At 66.6% G+C, this 18,524-nt stretch carries 24 protein-coding genes and 1 tRNA gene; 17 read left to right on the forward strand and 8 right to left on the reverse strand.

From position 1 onward, the window contains the following. Positions 1 to 130 precede the first annotated feature (130 nt). Positions 131 to 1,243, reverse strand: a complete 1,113-nt coding sequence (locus IEZ09_RS20945; protein ID WP_189255576.1) for an ABC transporter permease — start codon at positions 1,241 to 1,243, stop codon at positions 131 to 133. Positions 1,244 to 1,338: 95 nt separating this feature from the next. Here IEZ09_RS20945 and IEZ09_RS20950 point away from each other — a divergent pair, with 95 nt between their 5' ends. Beyond that, complete coding sequence (locus tag IEZ09_RS20950) at positions 1,339 to 2,544, forward strand: RNA-guided endonuclease InsQ/TnpB family protein (protein ID WP_189255427.1); 1,206 nt, start codon at positions 1,339 to 1,341, stop codon at positions 2,542 to 2,544. A gap of 5 nt (positions 2,545 to 2,549) precedes the next feature. Here the strand turns inward: IEZ09_RS20950 and IEZ09_RS20955 are convergent, their stop codons facing one another. The 3 genes from IEZ09_RS20955 to IEZ09_RS20965 are packed head-to-tail and all read right to left on the reverse strand — an operon-like array spanning position 2,550 to position 4,737. After that, complete coding sequence (locus tag IEZ09_RS20955) at positions 2,550 to 3,200, reverse strand: ABC transporter ATP-binding protein (protein WP_189255428.1); 651 nt, start codon at positions 3,198 to 3,200, stop codon at positions 2,550 to 2,552. After that, complete coding sequence (locus IEZ09_RS20960; protein ID WP_229812789.1) at positions 3,197 to 4,237, reverse strand: peptidoglycan-binding protein; 1,041 nt, start codon at positions 4,235 to 4,237, stop codon at positions 3,197 to 3,199. Before IEZ09_RS20960 ends, IEZ09_RS20955 begins: the two co-directional genes overlap by 4 nt. 8 nt (positions 4,238 to 4,245) lie before the next feature. Continuing rightward, complete coding sequence (locus tag IEZ09_RS20965) at positions 4,246 to 4,737, reverse strand: hypothetical protein (RefSeq protein ID WP_229812790.1); 492 nt, start codon at positions 4,735 to 4,737, stop codon at positions 4,246 to 4,248. 89 nt (positions 4,738 to 4,826) lie between these two features. Here IEZ09_RS20965 and IEZ09_RS20970 point away from each other — a divergent pair, with 89 nt between their 5' ends. From IEZ09_RS20970 to IEZ09_RS21005, 8 genes are all read left to right on the forward strand, one after another. After that, positions 4,827 to 5,486 (forward strand): response regulator transcription factor, encoded by a 660-nt coding sequence (locus tag IEZ09_RS20970; RefSeq protein ID WP_189255430.1) that lies wholly within the window; start codon positions 4,827 to 4,829, stop codon positions 5,484 to 5,486. Beyond that, entirely contained in the window at positions 5,483 to 6,616 is a 1,134-nt protein-coding gene (locus IEZ09_RS20975) for a sensor histidine kinase (RefSeq protein ID WP_189255431.1), read from the forward strand. Before IEZ09_RS20970 ends, IEZ09_RS20975 begins: the two co-directional genes overlap by 4 nt. A gap of 101 nt (positions 6,617 to 6,717) precedes the next feature. Beyond that, entirely contained in the window at positions 6,718 to 7,650 is a 933-nt protein-coding gene (gene sepH / locus IEZ09_RS20980; protein WP_189255432.1) for a septation protein SepH, read from the forward strand. Between the two features lie 16 nt (positions 7,651 to 7,666). Then, positions 7,667 to 8,002, forward strand: a complete 336-nt coding sequence (locus IEZ09_RS20985) for a hypothetical protein (protein WP_189255433.1) — start codon at positions 7,667 to 7,669, stop codon at positions 8,000 to 8,002. A 76-nt stretch (positions 8,003 to 8,078) separates the two neighbouring features. Continuing rightward, complete coding sequence (locus IEZ09_RS20990) at positions 8,079 to 8,435, forward strand: hypothetical protein (protein ID WP_189255434.1); 357 nt, start codon at positions 8,079 to 8,081, stop codon at positions 8,433 to 8,435. After that, the gene (locus IEZ09_RS20995; protein ID WP_189255435.1) at positions 8,432 to 8,848 is read left to right on the forward strand and encodes a hypothetical protein; all 417 of its coding nucleotides are present in this window, start codon (positions 8,432 to 8,434) and stop codon (positions 8,846 to 8,848) included. The genes IEZ09_RS20990 and IEZ09_RS20995 overlap by 4 nt, the downstream gene beginning before the upstream one ends. A gap of 8 nt (positions 8,849 to 8,856) precedes the next feature. Then, positions 8,857 to 9,273: a hypothetical protein gene (locus IEZ09_RS21000; RefSeq protein WP_189255436.1), complete on the forward strand. Its 417-nt coding sequence runs from the start codon at positions 8,857 to 8,859 to the stop codon at positions 9,271 to 9,273. Then, positions 9,239 to 9,661 (forward strand): hypothetical protein, encoded by a 423-nt coding sequence (locus tag IEZ09_RS21005; protein WP_189255437.1) that lies wholly within the window; start codon positions 9,239 to 9,241, stop codon positions 9,659 to 9,661. Before IEZ09_RS21000 ends, IEZ09_RS21005 begins: the two co-directional genes overlap by 35 nt. Here the strand turns inward: IEZ09_RS21005 and IEZ09_RS21010 are convergent. Continuing rightward, positions 9,648 to 9,872 (reverse strand): hypothetical protein, encoded by a 225-nt coding sequence (locus tag IEZ09_RS21010; protein ID WP_229812791.1) that lies wholly within the window; start codon positions 9,870 to 9,872, stop codon positions 9,648 to 9,650. The two genes, IEZ09_RS21005 and IEZ09_RS21010, sit on opposite strands and share 14 nt — an antisense overlap. A 157-nt stretch (positions 9,873 to 10,029) precedes the next feature. Here IEZ09_RS21010 and IEZ09_RS21015 point away from each other — a divergent pair, with 157 nt between their 5' ends. Both IEZ09_RS21015 and IEZ09_RS21020 read left to right on the forward strand, forming a co-directional pair. Continuing rightward, the gene (locus IEZ09_RS21015; protein ID WP_229812792.1) at positions 10,030 to 11,772 is read left to right on the forward strand and encodes an ABC transporter ATP-binding protein; all 1,743 of its coding nucleotides are present in this window, start codon (positions 10,030 to 10,032) and stop codon (positions 11,770 to 11,772) included. Further along, positions 11,769 to 12,791, forward strand: a complete 1,023-nt coding sequence (locus IEZ09_RS21020; RefSeq protein WP_189255439.1) for an ABC transporter ATP-binding protein — start codon at positions 11,769 to 11,771, stop codon at positions 12,789 to 12,791. Before IEZ09_RS21015 ends, IEZ09_RS21020 begins: the two co-directional genes overlap by 4 nt. Positions 12,792 to 12,847: 56 nt before the next feature. Here the strand turns inward: IEZ09_RS21020 and IEZ09_RS21025 are convergent, their stop codons facing one another. From IEZ09_RS21025 to IEZ09_RS21035, 3 genes are read right to left on the reverse strand one after another with little or no spacing between them, the layout of a single operon-like run. Continuing rightward, on the reverse strand, positions 12,848 to 13,096 hold the full coding sequence (locus IEZ09_RS21025) for a DUF397 domain-containing protein (protein WP_308202404.1): 249 nt from the start codon (positions 13,094 to 13,096) through the stop codon (positions 12,848 to 12,850). Further along, positions 13,029 to 13,385, reverse strand: a complete 357-nt coding sequence (locus IEZ09_RS21030; protein WP_268247636.1) for a Scr1 family TA system antitoxin-like transcriptional regulator — start codon at positions 13,383 to 13,385, stop codon at positions 13,029 to 13,031. The genes IEZ09_RS21025 and IEZ09_RS21030 overlap by 68 nt, the downstream gene beginning before the upstream one ends. A 3-nt stretch (positions 13,386 to 13,388) precedes the next feature. Next, complete coding sequence (locus IEZ09_RS21035; RefSeq protein ID WP_189255441.1) at positions 13,389 to 13,889, reverse strand: helix-turn-helix transcriptional regulator; 501 nt, start codon at positions 13,887 to 13,889, stop codon at positions 13,389 to 13,391. A 239-nt stretch (positions 13,890 to 14,128) separates the two neighbouring features. On the opposite strand from IEZ09_RS21035, the gene IEZ09_RS21040 reads away from it, so the two are divergent. From IEZ09_RS21040 to IEZ09_RS21065, 6 genes are all read left to right on the forward strand, one after another. Continuing rightward, positions 14,129 to 14,362, forward strand: coding sequence for a hypothetical protein (locus IEZ09_RS21040; protein ID WP_189255442.1), 234 nt, complete (start codon positions 14,129 to 14,131; stop codon positions 14,360 to 14,362). Next, positions 14,359 to 14,742, forward strand: coding sequence for a hypothetical protein (locus tag IEZ09_RS21045; protein ID WP_189255443.1), 384 nt, complete (start codon positions 14,359 to 14,361; stop codon positions 14,740 to 14,742). Before IEZ09_RS21040 ends, IEZ09_RS21045 begins: the two co-directional genes overlap by 4 nt. A 595-nt stretch (positions 14,743 to 15,337) precedes the next feature. Continuing rightward, positions 15,338 to 15,526, forward strand: coding sequence for a hypothetical protein (locus tag IEZ09_RS21050; protein ID WP_189255444.1), 189 nt, complete (start codon positions 15,338 to 15,340; stop codon positions 15,524 to 15,526). Between the two features lie 56 nt (positions 15,527 to 15,582). Continuing rightward, complete coding sequence (locus IEZ09_RS21055; RefSeq protein ID WP_189255445.1) at positions 15,583 to 15,819, forward strand: hypothetical protein; 237 nt, start codon at positions 15,583 to 15,585, stop codon at positions 15,817 to 15,819. An 820-nt stretch (positions 15,820 to 16,639) separates the two neighbouring features. After that, positions 16,640 to 16,713, forward strand: a tRNA-Leu gene (locus IEZ09_RS21060). Between the two features lie 49 nt (positions 16,714 to 16,762). After that, positions 16,763 to 18,376 carry an aminotransferase class I/II-fold pyridoxal phosphate-dependent enzyme gene (locus tag IEZ09_RS21065; protein ID WP_189255446.1) on the forward strand — a complete coding sequence of 538 codons (1,614 nt, stop codon included), beginning with the start codon at positions 16,763 to 16,765 and terminating at the stop codon, positions 18,374 to 18,376. Positions 18,377 to 18,524: the final 148 nt, after the last annotated feature.

Below are 18,524 nucleotides of genomic sequence, written 5' to 3' on the forward strand. Positions count from 1 at the left end.
AGGGCATCTGCGTGTCTATGACACGGACCGAACCACTAACTCATCGGTGGATCCGGGCTCAGGTGCACAAAAGCGCCGTTCATCGTTTCCAGCCGGGGGTGCACCCGTGCGGATCGGTGCGCCCCCTCTCTCAGGCGAGTGCCTCTGTCGGCGACTGACGGGCCGCCCGGACCGCTGGATAGACGCCGGCGATGGCGCCGATGGCGATGGCCGCGCCCACTCCCCCGAGCAGGGCGGGCCACGGCAGTGCCGCCGGCCACTTCTGGCTGATCGAATACCCGGCCGTGACCGCGATTCCGACGATCACGCCGACCAGCCCTCCGAGGCCCGACAGCAACACCGACTCGGTGAGGAACTGCCACCTGATCTGCCGCCGGGTCGCCCCGAGCGCCCGCCGCAGACCGATCTCCCTGCGCCGTTCCAGCACCGAGATCACCATCGTGTTCGCCACGCCGACGCCACCCACCAACAACGCGACCCCGCCCAGTCCCAGGAACAACGCGTTGAAGGAGCTCTCCACCAGCTGCTGGGCCTCCAGCGCCTCCGACGGCCGCGACACCTTGACCTCGTTGGCCTGCTGCGGGTTCAGCGTCGGGCCGAGCAGCTTGCGGACGTTCTCGACCTGGTCCTGGGCCGTGCGCACGTAGACGGTGCTGGCGTGGCCCTCGAACCCGAACGCCTCCTTCGCCGCCTCCCAGCCGATCAGCGCGGACCTGTCGATCTCCGGCGAGAGCGGCAGCGGGCCGAGGATGCCCACCACCGTGAACCACTGACCGTCGATCCACAGCTGCACGCCCGGCCTGTCGACGCCCAGCCGCGACGCCGCGGTGCCCCCGAGCACCACCGACTTCTCGCCGGGCGACAGCCACCTGCCCTCGCGGACCTCCGCGTTCAGCACCTTCACCAGGTCCTGCTCGGCCGCCTGCACCTGCAGCCCGAGCGTGTCGCTCGACGGCACGAGGTCGTTCTTGCGGACGTTCGCGGAGATCTTGCCGGTGGCGCTGGCCGACGACACCGCGCCGATCCGCTTGGCCATCGGCACGGCGGTCTCGGGCAGCTTCGCGTCCTGGCCGAAGAAGTCCTGGCCCGGCGCGGCGGTCAGCAGGTTCGTGCCCAGCTTGGACATCTTCTCGTGCAACGCCGCCGCGCTGGAGGCGGGAATGCCGACCACGGCGACGACCGCGGCGATGCCGATCGCGATGCCGAGCGCGGACAGGATCGCCCGCAGCGGGCGGGTGCGCATGCCGAAGAAGCCGAGGCGCAGCAGGTCGATCACGACACCCTCCGAACCAAAGCCCGCGTACAACTGGTCATCCCGGTCCCAGTACGTTGGTTGCCGTGCGAACGGCCTACAAATGCCGGGCCTACCCGACTGCCGAACAAGCTGCGGCGCTCAACCGCACGTTCGGATGTGTGCGCGTGGTGTGGAACAAGACGCTGCACGAACGGACTCATCGGTATCGCAACGAAAACACGCGTACCTCGTATCGAGAGACGGACGCCGCGCTGACCAGGTGGAGGCAAGGAGAGGAACTCGCGTTCCTGTCGGAGGTGTCCTGTGTGCCGTTGCAGCAGACACTGCGCCACCAGCACACGGCGTTCCAGAACTTCTTCGCCGGGCGCGCGCGATATCCGAGGTTCAAATCGAGGACGGGCCGCCAGACTGCGCACTACACGCGATCGGCGTTCCGGATGCGCAACGGATCGCTGACCCTGGCCAAGACCAGCACGCCACTGCGGTTCACGTGGTCTTTCGATGACGTCGACGTCCGCGACATCGATCCGACCACCGTCACGATTTCGCGGGAACCTGACGGCCGTTGGTACGTGAGCTTCGCTGTGGACATCGCAGGCACCACCGCCCGGCCGGTGAATCACGCCATAGGAGTAGACCTCGGCGTGAAGACTCTTTTGGTCACCAGCGACGGCGAGCACATCACCAACCCTCAGCACCTGGCTCGCAAAGCCCGAAATCTGGCCCGCTACCAGCGCCGACTGGCTCGTTGCCAGCGTGGCAGCAACAACCGCGGCAAGGCGAAGATCAAGCTCGCCCGCGCTCATCGCAAGGTGCGCAATGCCCGTCAGGACTTCCTGCACCGCACCACCACCAGGCTGGTGCGATCGGCCGACATGATCGCGATCGAGGATCTCAGCGTCTCCGGCATGGTCCGCAACCGTCACCTGTCCCGCGCCATCTCCGACGCCGGGTGGGGCGAGTTCCGGCGGCAACTGGAGTACAAGTGCGAACGCGCGGGCCGCACATTGGTCGTGATCGACCGCTGGTATCCCTCCAGCAAGACCTGCTCGAGCTGCGGGCACCTGCTCGCCGAGCTGAAGCTCTCCGCCCGGCACTGGACGTGCCCAGGCTGCCGCACCCGGCACGACCGGGACCTCAACGCGGCGAAGAACATCCTTGCGGCTGGTCGAGCCGTAGCCCGAGGCGACTCGGGCGATGCCTGCGGAGCTGATGTCAGACGGCAAGGGTCCTCCCTTCCGCGATCGGCGATGAAACAGGAAGCACGCGCCGGGAAAATCGGTTCGTAGCGAAGTCAAACGATCACCCCGTCGCGCACCTCGATGCGACGCGGAGCCCACGCCGCGATGTCGCGGTCGTGCGTGATCAGCACGACCGTCGTGCCGTCGGAGTTGAGCTTCTCCAGCAACTCCAGCACTCCCGCGCCGTTCTGCGTGTCGAGGTTCCCGGTCGGCTCGTCCGCGAGCAGGATGCCCGGCGTGTTCACGACGGCCCGCGCGATCGCGACCCGCTGGCGTTCACCGCCGGAAAGCTCGTGCGGCTTGTGCAGCGAACGGTGCAGCAGCCCGACTCTGTCCAAAGCGGACATCGCCAGCGCCCGTCTCTTCGAGCGCGGCACGCCCGCGTAGACCAGGCCGGAGGCCACGTTCTCGATCGCCGAGAGTCCTTCGGTGAGGAAGAACTGCTGGAACACGAACCCGATCGTGCGGGCCCGCAGAGCCGACAAGGCGTTGTCCGACAACGAGGACACGTCGTGGCCGTCGATCTCGACGCGGCCGGTGGTCGGCTTGTCGAGCGTGCCCATCAGGTGCAGCAGCGTCGACTTCCCCGAGCCGGACGGGCCCACGATCGCGAGCATCTCGCCGCCCCCGACGGTCAGGGAGACGTCGCGCAGCGCCTGCACGCCACCGGGATAGGTGCGGCTCGCGTGGTCGACCGTGATCACTCGGTGGTCACCACCTTCATGCCCTCGCGCAGGCCTTCGCCCTGCACCTCGACCTGGCCCTTGGCGAAGATGCCGACGGTGACGGGAATGGTCTTGCCGTCCTCGGTGACGAGGCCGTAGCCGCCCTCGTTCAACGCGAGCAGCGCGCCGATCGGGACCGCGAGCACGTTCTGCTTCTTGGCCACCGTGAAGACGGCCGTGACGTTGGCGGTCTCGAGCCCTTCCGCGGCCTTCGGGTCGTCGACGGAGATCGTCAGCACGATCTTCGGCTTCTGGCCCTGGTTCGGGTCGCCCGCGGTGCGGCTGATACCGGTGATCGTGCCGGTGGTGGGCTTGCCGCCGACGATCGACAGCTCGACCTTCTCGCCCTGCTTGGCGAGCCGCTGCTTGGACTGCTCGAGCTCGACGGTCACCGCGCGGTCGGTGCCGGTGACCTTCATCAGGTCGCCGCCGGCGGGGGCGCCGAGCTGGGCGGTCAGCGACGACACGCGGATCGCGCCGGGCTGGACGATCACGTCGCCCTGGCCCAGCTTTCCGGACTGCTCCAGGCCGTTGGCCTTCTGCCACTTCTTCAGCGCGGAGGCCGTGTACGAGGTGAACTTCTCGTCGGGGGCACCGAAGTCCTTGAACCCCAATGCGGCGAGGTTCTCTTCCACGACCTTGACGTCGGGGCCGTTCGACATGCCCGCTTCCAGGTCGCGGTAGAGCGGCATCGAGCCGTAGAACAGCGGCACCGGCTTGGCGTCCGCCCAGTACACGGGTTTGCCCTGCTCGATGACGGCGCCGGAGTTCGGCAACCCGGTGATGGTGCCGCCTTTCCGGCCCGCCACGCCTCGCTCCGCGCCGAAGCCGAGCTGGCCGTTCACCGACTGCTGGTCGGCGAGGTTCGTCTTCTTGACCGGTGCGGTCTTCACCGGGTCGTTCTGCAGTGGTGCGGCGTTGGCCTGGTCGGCCGCGACTCTGGTGAGCACCACGACCGAACCCGTCCCGAGCACCACCGCAGCCACGAGGGCGGCGATGAGGATCTTCCTGTTCACGCGGCGCTTCATCCGACGGGCCTCGCCGCGACCATGCCCTCACCGAGGCCGCAGTCCTTCATGTCCTGCTTGACCTTGTCGTCGTCCATGTTCGGCAGCTCGATCGACTCGGCCGCGCCGCCGCCCTCGAACTTCGGGTCCGGCCAGTTGTAACCCTTGTCCCGCATGCACTTCGCCTGCTGGCGCAGCTTGTCCTGCTCCTCGGGCGACGGTGGCTTGAACTCGCCGCCGTTGGGCAGGTGCTTCTTGCAGGCCTCGTGGGCGGACTTCATCTTCTCCTCGTCGGGAGGGCCGCCGTCGCCGGGTTGTGCCTCGATCATCACGCCGCCCTTGTCGTCCTGCTTCGGGTCCGGCATGTCGATGCCGTTCTCCCGCATGCACTGGGCGAACTTGACCATGTCGCCCTTGTCGTCCTTCTTGGCCTCGTTCGGCTGCTCTTTCGACCCGCAGGCGGTGAGCGCCATGAGCAGGGCCAGCAGCACTGCGATGGTGGATTTCACGGTGACAGGTCTACGGAGGCCGTCATTCGGCGGCGTTAAGCGAAAGCCTTTATCCGGCGCTTATCCGCCGCTCGCGGAGAATGGGCGTCATGCGCGTGCTGGTGGTCGAGGACGAACAGCTGCTCGCGGACACGATCGCCGAAGGGCTGCGCAGGTTCTCGATGGCGGTCGACGTCTGCTACGACGGCGAAGCGGCGTTGGAACGCGTCGGGGTGCACGCGTACGACGTCGTGGTGCTCGACCGCGACCTGCCGCTCGTCCACGGCGACGAGGTGTGCAAGGCGGTGCACACGAGCGGCGGTGAGGCGCGGGTGCTGATGCTGACGGCGGCGGCCGAGGTGGACGACCGGGTGGCCGGGCTGGGGCTCGGCGCCGACGACTACCTGACCAAGCCGTTCGCGTTCGCCGAACTCGTGGCGCGCGTGCAGGCGTTGAGCCGCCGGGCTCGTCCTGCCCTGCCACCGGTGCTCGAACGAGCGGGCGTCACGCTGGACCTGCCGCGGCACCAGGCGATGCGCGACGGCAGGTTCCTGCCGCTCTCGCCGAAGGAGTTCGCCGTGCTGGAGGTGCTGATGCGGGCGGAGGGCAACGTGGTGAGCGCCGAGGAGCTGCTGGAGAAGGCCTGGGACGAGCACGCCGACCCGTTCACCAACGCCGTGCGGGTGGCGGTGATGACGCTGCGCCGCAAGCTGGGTTCGCCGCAGGTCATCGAGACCGTGCCCGGTGCCGGCTACCGGTTCGGCTCGTGACGCTGCGGACCAGGCTGACGGCCTGGTACGCCGGGGTGTTCCTGATCGCGGGCGTGGCGCTGATCGGGCTCAACTACTTCCTGCTCGCCGAGTGGCTCCGGCCGGCCACGGCGGGAATCGCGGTGGCGCGCGCCCCCCTTCCGCTCGGGTCGACGGACGCGCTGCTGGTGACGCAGCTGCCGGCCGACACCCTGGTGGTGCCGGCGGAGCAGATCGAGTCGGACATCCTGGGCAGGCTGCTCTGGCAGTCGGTGATCGCGCTGGTGATCGCGGCGATCCTCGCGGTGTGGCTCGGCTGGGTCGTCGCCGGGCGGGTGCTGGCGCCGCTGCACGAGATCACCACGACCGCGAACCGCCTGGAGGCGGAACGGCTCGACCAGCGGATCGAGCTGGAAGGGCCGCCGGACGAGCTGAAGGAGCTCGCGGACACGTTCGACGGGATGCTCGACCGGCTCGCGTCGTCGTTCGACAGCCAGAAGCGGTTCGTCGCGAATGCGTCGCACGAGCTGCGCACGCCGTTGGCCGTGCAACGGACGTTGATCGAGGTGGCGCTGGCCGACCCCGGAGCGTCGGACGAGATGCGCCGTCTCGGAGCGCATCTGCTCGACACGAACGAGCGAAGCGAGAAGCTCATCGACGGGTTGTTGCTGCTCGCGCGCAGTGATCGCGGTCTGGCGACGCGGGAGCTGATGTGGCTGGACGAGATCATCGACGACGAGGTCGAGTCGTGCACCTCGCTGGCGGCGTCGAAGGAGGTCACCTTCGACGTGTCGGTGCGGCCGTACCTGGTCGAGGGCGACCCGGTGCTGATGGCGCAGCTCGTCGGCAACCTGCTGCGCAACGCCGTGCTCTACAACAAACCTGGCGGAACCGTGTCGGTCCGTCTCGATCGGGAACTCGTGGTCTCGAACACGGGACCGACCGTGCCCGCGGAGGCGGTGCCCGGCCTCTTCGAGCCGTTCCGGCGGCTGCGCGATCGCACCGGAACCGCTGGATCCGGCCTCGGTCTGTCGATCGTGCAGTCCGTCGCCAGGGCTCATCAGGGTTCGGTGAAGGCTCGTCCGAACGGGGGAGGCGGCCTGGTGGTACAGGTGAACCTTCCGGAAACCGGCGTGCGACAGCCCTCGTGAACTGGCAAGATCACGTTGAGATATCGGCGCGCCTCCCGCCCCAGGGTGGCTCGTTGTCCTAACGTTGTCTGCTGGCGAGGTGCAAATTCAGGGAGGCCACGATGCGAGCGCTGCGAGTCATCGGGCTCGACGAGGACGGCAAGTCCGTCATCCTCGAGGACCCCGAAAACCGCGGCGAGCGCTTCACGCTCCCCGCCGACGAGCGCCTGCGGGCGGCACTGCGCGGTGATCTGGCCCGCCTCGGCCAGATGCAGATCGAGTCGGGCGAGGCCCAGATGCGGCCGCGCGAGATCCAGGCGCGCATCCGCGCCGGTGAGTCGATCGAGCAGGTCGCGGCCGCCGCCGGCATGCCGACGCACCGCATCGAGCGCTTCGCCTACCCGGTGCTGCTGGAGCGTTCGCGCACGGCGGAGCTGGCCCAGCGCGCGCACCCGGTCCGCGAGGACGGTCCCGACGTGCAGACGCTCGGTGAGGTCGTCGCGCACTCGTTCGGCCTGCGCGGGCACGACCTCTCCGACACCTCGTGGGACTCGTGGCGCGGTGACGACGGCCGCTGGATCGTGCAGCTGCACTGGAAGACCGGGCGCTCGGACAACCGGGCGCACTGGGCGTTCCACCCCGGTGCGCAGGGCGGCACGGTGACGGCGCTGGACGACGCTGCTGTCGACCTCATGGACCCGAACCCGAACCGGACGCTGCGCACGGTCCGGCCGGTGACGCAGCTGGCGCGGCAGGCCCTGGAGGCGACTCCGGTGACGCCTGCTCCCGCGCCCGTCGCGGAGGAGCCGGCACCGGTGCCGGTCCAGGCACCTGCCCCCGCTCCGGCTCCCGTCGTGGCGGAGAAGCCGGTGCAGGAGAAGCTGCCGGAGCCGGAGCCCGCTCCTGCCCCACCTCCACCGCCGGTGAAGAAGGAGCAGGAGCCCGCAGCGGAGAAGCCGGTGCGCAAGGACCCTCCTCCGAAGCGGGGGAAGAAGAACCACCCCATCGTCCCTTCGTGGGAGGACGTTTTACTGGGCGTGCGGTCGAACCGCTGACTGATCGGCTGACGCCGTGGGACGTCGTGTCGCGCTGGCTGCCGGAGTGGGCGCATTCCTCGGTCTCGCCTGGTGGGGAGTGTTCGCACTCATCTCAACGGGCGCGGTCTGCTCGTTCGAGGACTGGGGCTGCCTCGGCACCTTCGTGATGACCGTGCCGGTCTTCGCGGTGGTGGCGGCGGCGCTCGGGTGGGTGGCGTTGCGTTCTTTGGGTGAGTCGCGGGCAGGGCTGGTCGCCGTGCCCGCGACCCTCATGTCCGTGGTGGCGATGGTGCTCCTGCTCGGCCTGCCCCACCTGGCCTTCGCGGTGTTCGCGGCGCTGTACGCGTTGCTCGCCGTGCTCACCAGGTGAAGGTGCTGTGGAGGAGTTGTGGAGATCGGCCCGCGTCATTCCTTGATCAGGTAGCTCTTGGCGCATGTTCTTGCGCGTGATCATCGGAGCCCTCGCCGGGGCGGTCGTCGGCGCCGGTTTCCTCATGAGCCTGCACCTGCTTCCTCGCCAGGGCGACATCATCGTGATCGCCATGTCGATTCCGGTGATCTTCGCGTTCTGGATGGCGGTGGCCGGCGGGCTGATCGCGGGCGGGTTCCGGCTGGCCGGGCAGAACCGCGCCTGGTGGGCGACCGGAGCCGGCGGCGCGGTGTGGGTCGTGGTGATCGTCTCACTCGTGTTCGGCGGGGCGTTCTCGAAGCACAACGACCTCCCCTTCCCACCCGTGGCGCTGGCCGTGTCGTGTGCGGCCTACGCGATCGCCGCGCTGTGCACGGGAGTGAGAGCGCGATGATCCGCGCGCTGGTGGGGGCGGTGGCAGGTGCGATCGCCGGCGCCGGTTTCTACCTGAGCTGGTGGATCTGGTTCCCGACGCTGTGCGAACCGGACGACGGACCTGGCTGCGGGGTCGCGGTGATCGCGATGCTGCCGGTGTTCCTCTGCGGCTGGATGCTCGTGGGCAGCACGCTGGTGTTCCTGACCCTCAAGGTGCTGAAACGGCGCAGCCCCTGGCCGGCGGCCGGGCTCGGGTGCGCGCTCTGGGTGCCGTTGTGGTTCGTGTTCGTGCTGGTCGCGATGGTCATGACGGTGTGGAGGGAGGCGGGCCTGATCGGGGTACCGGTGGTGTCCTACCTGCTCGGGGCCGTCTTCACCGGACGCGAGCCGCGTAGTTCTGCTCATGGTGACGAGGTCGCCGCGACGCCATGATCGACCGCATGAGGGCGGTCACGGCGGCGTTGGTGGGGGCGTTGTGCGGGGCGGGCTGGCTCATGTCGATCCAGCCCCTCGGCGACGTGGTGTGCGACGGCAGCGGCCTGGGGTGCGCGCTCCTGGTGATCGTGGTCGGAATTCCGGCGCTGGCGATCGCGTGGATGCTCGTCGGGTGGGGGCTGCTCGCGGCGGTGCGGTTCTCCGGTGCCCTGCTCACCGCCTCGCTGGGGACCACGGGCGCGGTGGCGTTGATGTTCGGCGGCGGACACCTGCTGAAGGCGCTGAACGTGAAGGTCTCCGGCGAGGGCGGGGTCCTCGTGGTCGCGCTGGCGGCGGCGGGCGGGTACGCCTTGGCCGGCGTGCTGACCGCTCGTTACGGTGGTCGGCGTGACGGAACAGAGCACCGCGGGCAGGACGGGTAGGACGGGACGCCGGCTGCTGTTCCGGGTCGTCCTGTCGATGGCCGTCGGAGCAGGGCTCGTGCTCGGCTGGACGTGGGCGTACGAGTCGGGCTTCCTGAAGTCGTGGCTCGACAGCACGTCGATGTCGACGTTCCTGCTGCTCGTGCTGATCGGGCTGCCGCTCGCGCTGGTGTCGTCGCTCGTGCTCGCCGGGCCGGTCCTGTGGGTCCTCGGGGTGCGGCCGGTGTGGCCGATCATCCTGCTCGGGCCGGTCGTGCTGGGGCTCGGCCTCTACTTCAAGGTGCACGAGCCGTTCCTCGGGTGGTTCGCGAACCGGCACCACGCCGAGGCACTGCTCGCGGCCGTCGCCTACGGGCTCGTGGGCCTGGTCACCTTCAAGAGGTCGTAGGAACCTGGTCGAGCAGGTTCAGGTCCCAGCCCTCGCGTTCACACCAGTCCTCCGCCTCCTCGCGGGAGAGGTACATCGCGTGCCGCGGCCGCGGGCCGGCCAGGTGGTCCCAGCCGTCGGGGGCCAGCACGTAGTTCGCTCCATCGTGTGAGGCGATGAGCCGTCCGTGTGGAAACGCCATCGTCTGCTCGGTTCGCAGAAACCGCGTCATGGTGGTCATCGTGCCCTTGACCTCGACCTAAGTCGAGACAGCAGGCTCCGGTGGGGAGAAAAACCGGATGCTGACTGTCGGTCGTCCTTCGTACTTTGGAGACGACCTGGAGGGGGCTCATCGCGTGAGCGATCAACGTAACTCGACGATTCGCACCTTGCGAAGGCTGTGGCCGTACGTGCGGCCGCACCGCGCACGGATGGCTGTCGTGGTCTCGGCGACGATGCTCGCGATGCTGTGCGGTCTCGGCATCCCGCTGCTCACGCAGCGCATCGTCGATGGTCCGATTCAGAACAAGCAGACCGAGCTGCTGCCGTGGCTGATCCTCGGCGTGCTGGTGCTCGGCATCAGCGAGGCGACGCTCTTCTACATCCGCCGCAAGATCGTCGCCCGGCCCGCTGCCGAGGTCGAGGCACGCATGCGGTTCGACCTCTACCAGCACCTTCAGCGGCTGCCGGTGGCGTTCCACGACCGGTGGCAGTCGGGGCAGTTGCTGTCCCGCGCGACGAACGACCTCACGACGGTGCGGCGGTTCGTCGCGTTCGCGATCGTGTTCCTGATCGTGAACAGCCTGGTCGTGCTGATCGGGCTGGGCATCATCGCGGCGCTCTCGCCGTGGCTGCTGATCGTGTCGCTGTGCGGTGCGCTGCCGTTGATGGTGATCTCGTACTTCTTCGAGAAGAAGTTCAAGGTCGTCGCGCGGCGGGCGCAGGACCAGGCGGGCGACCTGACCACGACCGTCGAGGAGTCGGTGCTCGGCATCCGGGTGCTCAAGGCGTTCGGGCGCGGGCCGGAGCTGTCCAAGCGGTTCCTGGCGCAGGCGCGGGAGCTGCGGGCGACGGAGCTGAACAAGATCTCGATCCTCGCGGCGCTGTGGTCGGTGCTGATCGTGCTGCCCGAGCTGTCGATCGCGGGCATGCTCGGCGTCGGTGCGATCGGCATCATCAACGGCTCGATGACGGTCGGCACGCTGATCGCGGCCGTCGCGGTGAGCGCGTACCTGCGCTGGCCGATCGACTCCATCGGCTGGTTGCTGGCGGAGACGAACCAGGCCGCTTCCGCGCTGGAACGCTACTGGGAGGTCATCGACTCCCCCGTGACGATCACCAGCCCCGCTGAGCCCGCGCCGCTGCCCACGCCGCTGCGCGGGCACGTTCGTTTCGAGGGCGTGCGGTTCGCGTTCGAGGACGGCAAGGAGGTGCTCTCGGGCATCGACCTCGACCTGCGTCCCGGCGAGACGGTGGCGCTGGTCGGCGCGACGGGCTCCGGCAAGACGACGCTGACCGCGCTGGTGCCGCGGCTGGCCGACGTCACGGGTGGCCGCGTCACGATCGACGGCGTCGACGTGCGCGACCTCGCGCTGGAGGACCTGCGGCGGGTGGTCGGCACGGCGTTCGAGGAACCGGTGCTGTTCTCGGCGTCGGTCACCGAGAACGTCGGGCTGGGCGTCCCGGACGTCTCCGAGGCCGCGGTGCGCGAGGCGTTGCGGGTCGCGAAGGCCGAGGAGTTCGTGGACGCGCTGCCGTGGGGGCTCGCGACCCGCATCGGTGAGCAGGGCCTGTCGCTGTCCGGTGGTCAGCGGCAACGGCTGGCGCTCGCCCGCGCGGTGGTCGGCAAGCCCGCGGTGCTGGTGCTGGACGACCCGCTGTCCGCGCTGGACGTCCACACCGAGGCCGAGGTGGAAGCCGCGCTGCGCAGGGTGTTGCGCGGCGTGACAGCGCTCGTGGTGGCGCACCGGCCGTCCACGGTGCAGCTCGCCGACCGCGTGGCGATGCTGGCCGGCGGCAAGATCACCGCGATCGGCTCGCACCGGACGTTGCTGGAGACCAACGAGGAATACCGGCGTCTGCTGTCCAACATGGACAGTGAGGAGATCGTGGAAGAGGAGGTGGCGTCGTGAGTGATCAGGTTGTGGTGCAACAGGAAGAGGAGTGGCGCGGCGTCGCCGCCGAGGAGATCCAGGAGATCTCGTACTCGACTGGCCTGCGGCTGCAGGCCCGCTCGCGCAGGCTGCTGGGGTCGTTGCTGCGCCCGCACGTCGGCCGCACGTCGCTCGCGATCGCCGCGGTGATCGGTGGCAACCTCGCGAACCTCGCGGGGCCGCTGCTGATCGCCGCCGCGATCGACCGCGGCATCCCGGCCGCGCTGGACGGGGGCGCGTCGATCCTGGTGTGGTGCGTCGTCGGCTACGCGGTCTGCGCGGGACTGACGACGTTCCTGCGCTGGGCGTTCCTGCGGATCTCCGGCCGCGTGGGCCAGGACCTGCTCCTTGACCTGCGCGGGCGGATCTTCCGGCACTCGCAGCGGCTGTCGGTCGGCTTCCACGAGTCCTACACGTCCGGCAAGGTCATCTCCCGGCTGACCAGCGACGTCGACGCGTTGCAGGACCTGCTGGAAGAGGGCCTCGACAGCCTGTTCAACGCCGCGCTGTCGGTGGCGGGCATCGCGATCATCCTGGTCTACCTGGACGCGCCGCTGGCCCTCGTCGTGGTGGCGGGCTTCCTGCCCGCGTACCTCATCTGGCGCTGGTTCCGCCGCCGCTCGATGGAGGCCTACCGCGGCACGCGCGGCGCGATCGCCAAGATCATCGTCCAGTTCGTGGAGTCCATGAACGGCATCCGCGCGGTGCAGGCGTTCCGCCGCCAGCCCCGCAACGAGCAGATCATGAAGGGCTTCAACGCCCAGTTCCGCGACGCGAACACCGACGCGCTGGGCGTGATGGCCACGTTCACCGCGACGATCCGCACGATCGGCAACGTCTCGCTGGCCATCGTGCTGGCGTGGGGCGCGTACCGGGTCGCGGGCGGGTCGCTCGAGCTCGGCGTGCTGACGGCGTTCACGGTGTACCTGCGCCGCTTCTACGACCCGTTCGACGAGCTGTACTTGGAAGATTCACCAAAGTCGTCGAAGGTGCCTTGAGCTGCGAATATGCAACGGGGGCCGCTTGCTAGCGTGCCCCACGTCACACGCTGACATCAGGTTGCAACAGACCCTTCTGCCCCCGGAATCGAGTGCAGGAACGTCGCCCAGGCGGCCGAAGTGAAGCCCAGTACGGCACCCTTGGGGTTCTTCGAGTCCCGCACCAGGGCATCGCCAGGCAGGGCGACCTCAACACACTCGTCGTTGTGCTTCGAGCTGTAACTACTCTTGCGCCACTCAAGATTGTCTGGCTGCACCACGAAGTACCTCAATCCGCCTCTCGACAAACTTGACCGAATCATCATGTGACAGCGCGATGTTGGCGGCTGCCTCGAACTGAGCAGCGAGCGCTTCCACCTCGTCCGCATCCTCCAGCGTCACGCCACCACCGTGTGACGCGACGTATGCCGACTTGGACTCGTCATCACCATCGTCCTCATATCCAAGCAGGACGACGCTGCCAGTCAGCAGGCTGTAGGCACCGGCACTGTGCTCGACAATCTGCAATGTCACGTTGGGCAATGCGGCGATCTCAACCAGATACAAGAGCTGTTCGATCATGGTGTCGACGCCACCGACGACCTTCTCAACCACCGCCTAGTCAAGCAGCAAGTGAAGCGCGAGTGACCGCGGCGGCCTGACCTGATTACGCCGCTCACGACGCTCGGCGAGATGTTCATCCGTGACCGCTTCACCGTCTGGCGCGAGGGCCGCGACGTACGAATCAACCTGCGCGATGCCAGGCACGTACGAGTGCTGGAAGTTCTTCTCCCACACGGCATCAGCCTCGTCAGCCTTGAACGCGCGATAAGACTCTCGCTGCGCATCGCTCCCCTGGCCCTTGTCGGCGTTCGCGTGATCCCAGAGCTGTCGCGCCCTTATGCGCTGCTCTTCATCAGCTCCGAGGACATCAAGCACAGCCTTGAACAGGTGCAACCCTGGCAAAGAGACACCCGTCTCCATGCGACTGATGGTTGGACGCTTGACCTCGGTCAAGTCCGCCAAAGTCTCCGGCTTCAGGTCAGGCCGGCGTGTGGTGCGGAGATAGCGCATGTACTTGCCGAACTTGCGCTTGCGTCGAGTTGAGCCTGTTGGCATGCGATCACGGTAACGCCAGCTACGCACAGTAGACCCGCAGGTTCACCCGTATGGACAGTACGAGATGTACAGTACGCGAGTTACTGTGTGAGGCGTACGACATGGTAGGCCTGCCTGCATGGCGAGCGAATCTCACCTCGAACTGCGGAGAGCGTTCTCGTCGGCCATGTCACCCAACGTGGAGCAGGGCCAACGAGGGCTCCGAAATTGCTCCCCATCGGAAGCGTGCGGAGGTTGCAATGGCCTTGTGGCTCCTGCTTGCAGCGGTGCTCGGATTGCTCACCGCCGCAGCGATCTACCTCTCGTGGATCGGGCACGCCTCCGCAGGCTGTGACGACTGCTATCGGCGCTCGCTGTTGAACCCCGCTTGGACGCTGATCCGGACGTTGGTCGGCCGTGCGTTGTGGGACATATCCGCGCGAGTTGTTGATCGCGCTTTCGTCAGCGAGCACGCCAAGGCGGCGACGTCATGACCGTCGACTCCGCCTTCATCGAGCCCGACTTCGAGCGGCCGTCAACTGAACGGCGAGTTATCGGCTATGTCCACGCTCTCAACCCGATCCAGCGCGCGTATGAGCTGAGGTCGATCGCTCGGTTCTGCGACGACAACCGTTACGAGCTGGTGCGAACGGTCGAGGATCACTGCCCGGATCACTCCGCGGTGGACTGTCCGACGTTCGCGGAACTCGTCGAGTGGCTGACCAACGACCGGATCGACCTGGTCATGCCCAATCTCGACCACCTTTCCACCGACAAGGTCGTGGTCAGCATGCGACTCGACCGGATCACCGCAACGACGAGACAGGTCTTCGTGGTCCCGGATGACAACAGCTTTCGGGAATCTGGGGCGTGATCAGGATGCCGGCTGGGCGCAGGTTGATTCGGCGGTCTCGAAGTGTGCAGGTGAGTGCCTGCAAGCTTCCGTTTGTGTCTTCACCTCCGGGAGGCGCGGTTCCGGAGTTCCTGGCGGGCGGCGGTGTTTCGAGTAGCACTGCGGCGTGCGCTCCACCGTCCGCCCGCCCCACAGCGGTGGCGGGGTCGGCTAGTCCCCGACGGTCGACCCCGCCGCCTTCCACTCCAGGGGGTGTGAGGTGACGTCGTGGGGTTGGCTGTGCCTGGTGCTGGTCGGGACGACGACCGCTGGTCGGATCTTGGACATCCTGGAAGATCTGCCGGGAGCAGTGTTGCCAGCTCCCTTGAAGCGGACACCGCGCCCGTACAGCGAATCTCCGTTGGGTCGCAAGTTTCGGCTGGCAGCAGCAGGTGCCGGGCTTGTGACGTCGGCGCCCACCAGTGGCTTGGATTACGGAGAGTCGAGACGGCTCATTGCGATCTCGAATGGTGGCAGTGCAAATGCGCCTGCCGCTGCGATCGACGAGAGACCGTAGTTCTCAGCCCAAAGCCAGCACTGAGGCGATGCAATACGCCGTAATGAGTCGGGGAGCACGATGAAGGTCCGGATGTTGTTGCCGGTCAATGATTTCAGGGTCGGTGACGTCGTCGACGTTCCGGAAGCTGTTGCGTTCTTGTGGTCGTCCACGCGAATGTCGCGATTGGTCGGCGGCGAGGCCAAGGAAACGGCGTTTCTCTCAGGCCTGGCCAAGCAAGAGTTGCTTAAGAACCTGAAGTGGGCTTGAGGGCCAGGTGGTGAGCGATGGGAAAAAAGCAAGTTTATGCAATCTCCTGGCTATACGTGGAGGAGCTGAACATCAGCATTCGATGGCACCAGGCGAACCACTTTCAGGAGATCTTCCAGGGCGACCACAAAGGCGTGAACAGGGAAGCGCTTCGTGAAATCGACCGAGTTCCCACGCCATCGACGTGGGTTGACAACGTCGACGTTTACCGCGAGGCGAACCGCTACCTGAAGGCCGAACACCCGAGGTGGTACAGGCAGCACGGCCCTTTGGGCAAAACCCTGGCCGCCTAGCCGGCACGCCGCCCAATCGTTCCAGACTGGCCGCCGAGCCGAGGGAAGCCGTGTCTTTCTCTATCAGCCCTAACCTGCCCCTGCACTGGTACATCGCGTTGCGTTACGCGGCAACCGCGGTTCCGCGGGCTCGCTTGTTTTTCCTCACGAGAACCATCGGCCGGACGAGCAAGATGGATCTACTGGTTCTGAAGGAGGCTATTCACGCACACCGCGTGTACATGGACCTCATGCGCCACGATCCACGCGAAGCATCGAGGCTGTACTACACGATCACAAGCACCTTCGATGTCCCGGTGGTCCAGCTCGCTCGCTGTTCGAGCCTTATTCGACATGGGTTGTTGACCGGGTCGCTGACCAGCAGCGACTACGACGTTGCACGCTCGTTGTGCAATGACATCCCTGGCGCCGCAGCACTGGCACCGTTCTTCGCAAAGATAGAACGAAAAAACAGGTGGTGGAATCAGGGATGACGGAGGGCGTCCGCCTAACAGTGAACGTCAGCGAGGGGAACTGGTCCGGGATTGAAGACCTGATGGCGCGCGAGGGCCTGACGGAAACCCAAGCGGTCCACCACGTGCTCTGGTACGGACTTTTCCTGTATCGAACGCTAAGGATTGAACGGAAGAAGGTCGTCATCCACTACGGCAACACCCGGAGCCGACTCCGACTCGAATGCGAGGACCCTGATTCCCCCGACTCCGAGGTCGGTTCAGCAAACAAATAGAATCAAGCTTCGCGCTGGCTTCGCAAGTTGGCGCGATAGCGGGAGCGCCCCGGCCCCTTCCCCCTCGCCGGGGCGTTACCTGCTAAACAGCAAGCCCCTGTAGCCCAATGGCAGAGGCAGGCTCCTTAAAAGAGTCACAGTGGCGGTTCGAATCCAGCTCGGGGGCACAAACAGGACTTGCCAGGAAGCTAGATAGATTGGAGCCGTGTCTCAATTATGACCACCTCAGCCAATCTGAAGAACCGATTCGTCGATCTCTACTCGTCGGTGTACGCCATCCTGGACGACGCGAAATCCGATCACGATGTTGTGAAGCTCTACAAGGGCAGCCATGCATCAGCTAACCCGCACGACATCGTGACCGACTTTGGAGAGTTCTTTTTCCGCGAGCAACGTGGCTTGTTTTCCTACATATGCGCTCAAGGCGTAGCCGGCAGGTCGAGACTGACGGAGAATTTAGACTCGTTCGACCTGAGCCATCGACCGCGGGTATCGGCGCGGGCGGCGTTCGAGCTGCTGGCCGACGAGCGGCGGCGCCCCCATGAGTCCGCAGACGACTTCCTCAACTATCTGTCGAAGAGAGAACACAGCCTCGGCGGCTACCGCGGTGGTTCGAGTGGGTACGGCGACGAAGCGCAGGCGTTCGCCGCAGCATATTTCCGTCAGCAGGGTTTTTCTGTGTCGATGGATGACGTGATGGTGTTCTGCGGCGGGTTCAAGGGTGTGTTCTTCGGGTTCTGTTCGAGTTTGCTGTGCGAGCGCGACTACGAGGAGCTGCGCCCTCTGGGAGGCAGGATTCTCGTACCCGAGGGGTACTACCAGAGCCTGCGCCTGGTACCACCACTACTCGCCGCAGAGTTGTCGGTGACGCCTGACCTAACTGGGGAAGCCGTCGCGTGCTGGTTGCACTCGACCGCGGGCCATCCCGGTCGTGCGGTGTACGTGCCGATCGTGAACAACGCCAACGGCCGAATATTGAGTCGCGATCGTGCTCTCGGCATCGCTGAAGCCGTGCTGACCTACAACCAGCGGCACCCGGACAGTCCGGTCTACGTTCTCGGCGATGACGTCTACGAGGGCAGCTACCTGACGGAGGACGTCTCTCCACAGCCCATCGGAGCTGTGACGGGAGACGACCTCGGAGACGCGCGCCTGGGCCGGATGAGCGACTACACCGTCACCGTGACCACCCCGAGCAAGACCGTCGCGTTCCCAACCTGCCGGATCGCCTACGCGTCCACCACGAACAAAGCGCTCCGAGCTTCGCTCGCCCACTATCGCACCGTGTTCAGCTACGGACGTGTTCCGCAGATCGACGAGTTGACTGGAATCGCCGCGCTATGCCTGACCCCGCAGTCCTGGATCGACGACTGGAACAGGCAATACCGCAACAGACTCGCTTTTCTCCAAGCCGAGATAAGCAATATCAACAGCGCGTTGGGTTTTGAAGCGTTCCAGTTGCAGCCACCCGAGGGTGGCTGGTATGCGGCGTTGCGCGTCTCGCCGAAGGTGTTCTCATCGAAGCTTGAGAGCAGCGTGGACGCGTTCTCAGTGCTGCTGCACTACGGCGAAGACAACAAGGACACGGGTATCGCCATGCTTCCGGGCGAGCTGTTCGGCTATCGCTACCGGCGCGACGACCCGGACAGTTCGTTCGTGCTGCGAGGAAACTTCGCGGTCGGACTCGACGTGGTGCGCGAGTTCGCCGCCCGTCTACGCGATGCCGCGTTCTGCCTTCGGGCATGGGGTCCCCAGATCGAGGAGTACGCCAAGCAGCGTGCTCGGGCGGTCGCGGACGTAGACGCCATCGTGCGCCACCTGCGGTACTGACCACCTCGCCGTGTCGGCGTGGCGGCTTGATCCGTCCCGGTCGACACTCCAGGCTGACCCACATCTAGGGTGGGCGTCTTCGTTGATCTACTACATGTTGCGATTGGGGTCATTCATGACGTGCTCGACGTGTGGAACCTCGCGGTCT

Origin of the sequence: Lentzea flava (assembly GCF_014648475.1) — a bacterium.
Lineage (GTDB): Bacteria > Actinomycetota > Actinomycetes > Mycobacteriales > Pseudonocardiaceae > Lentzea > Lentzea flava.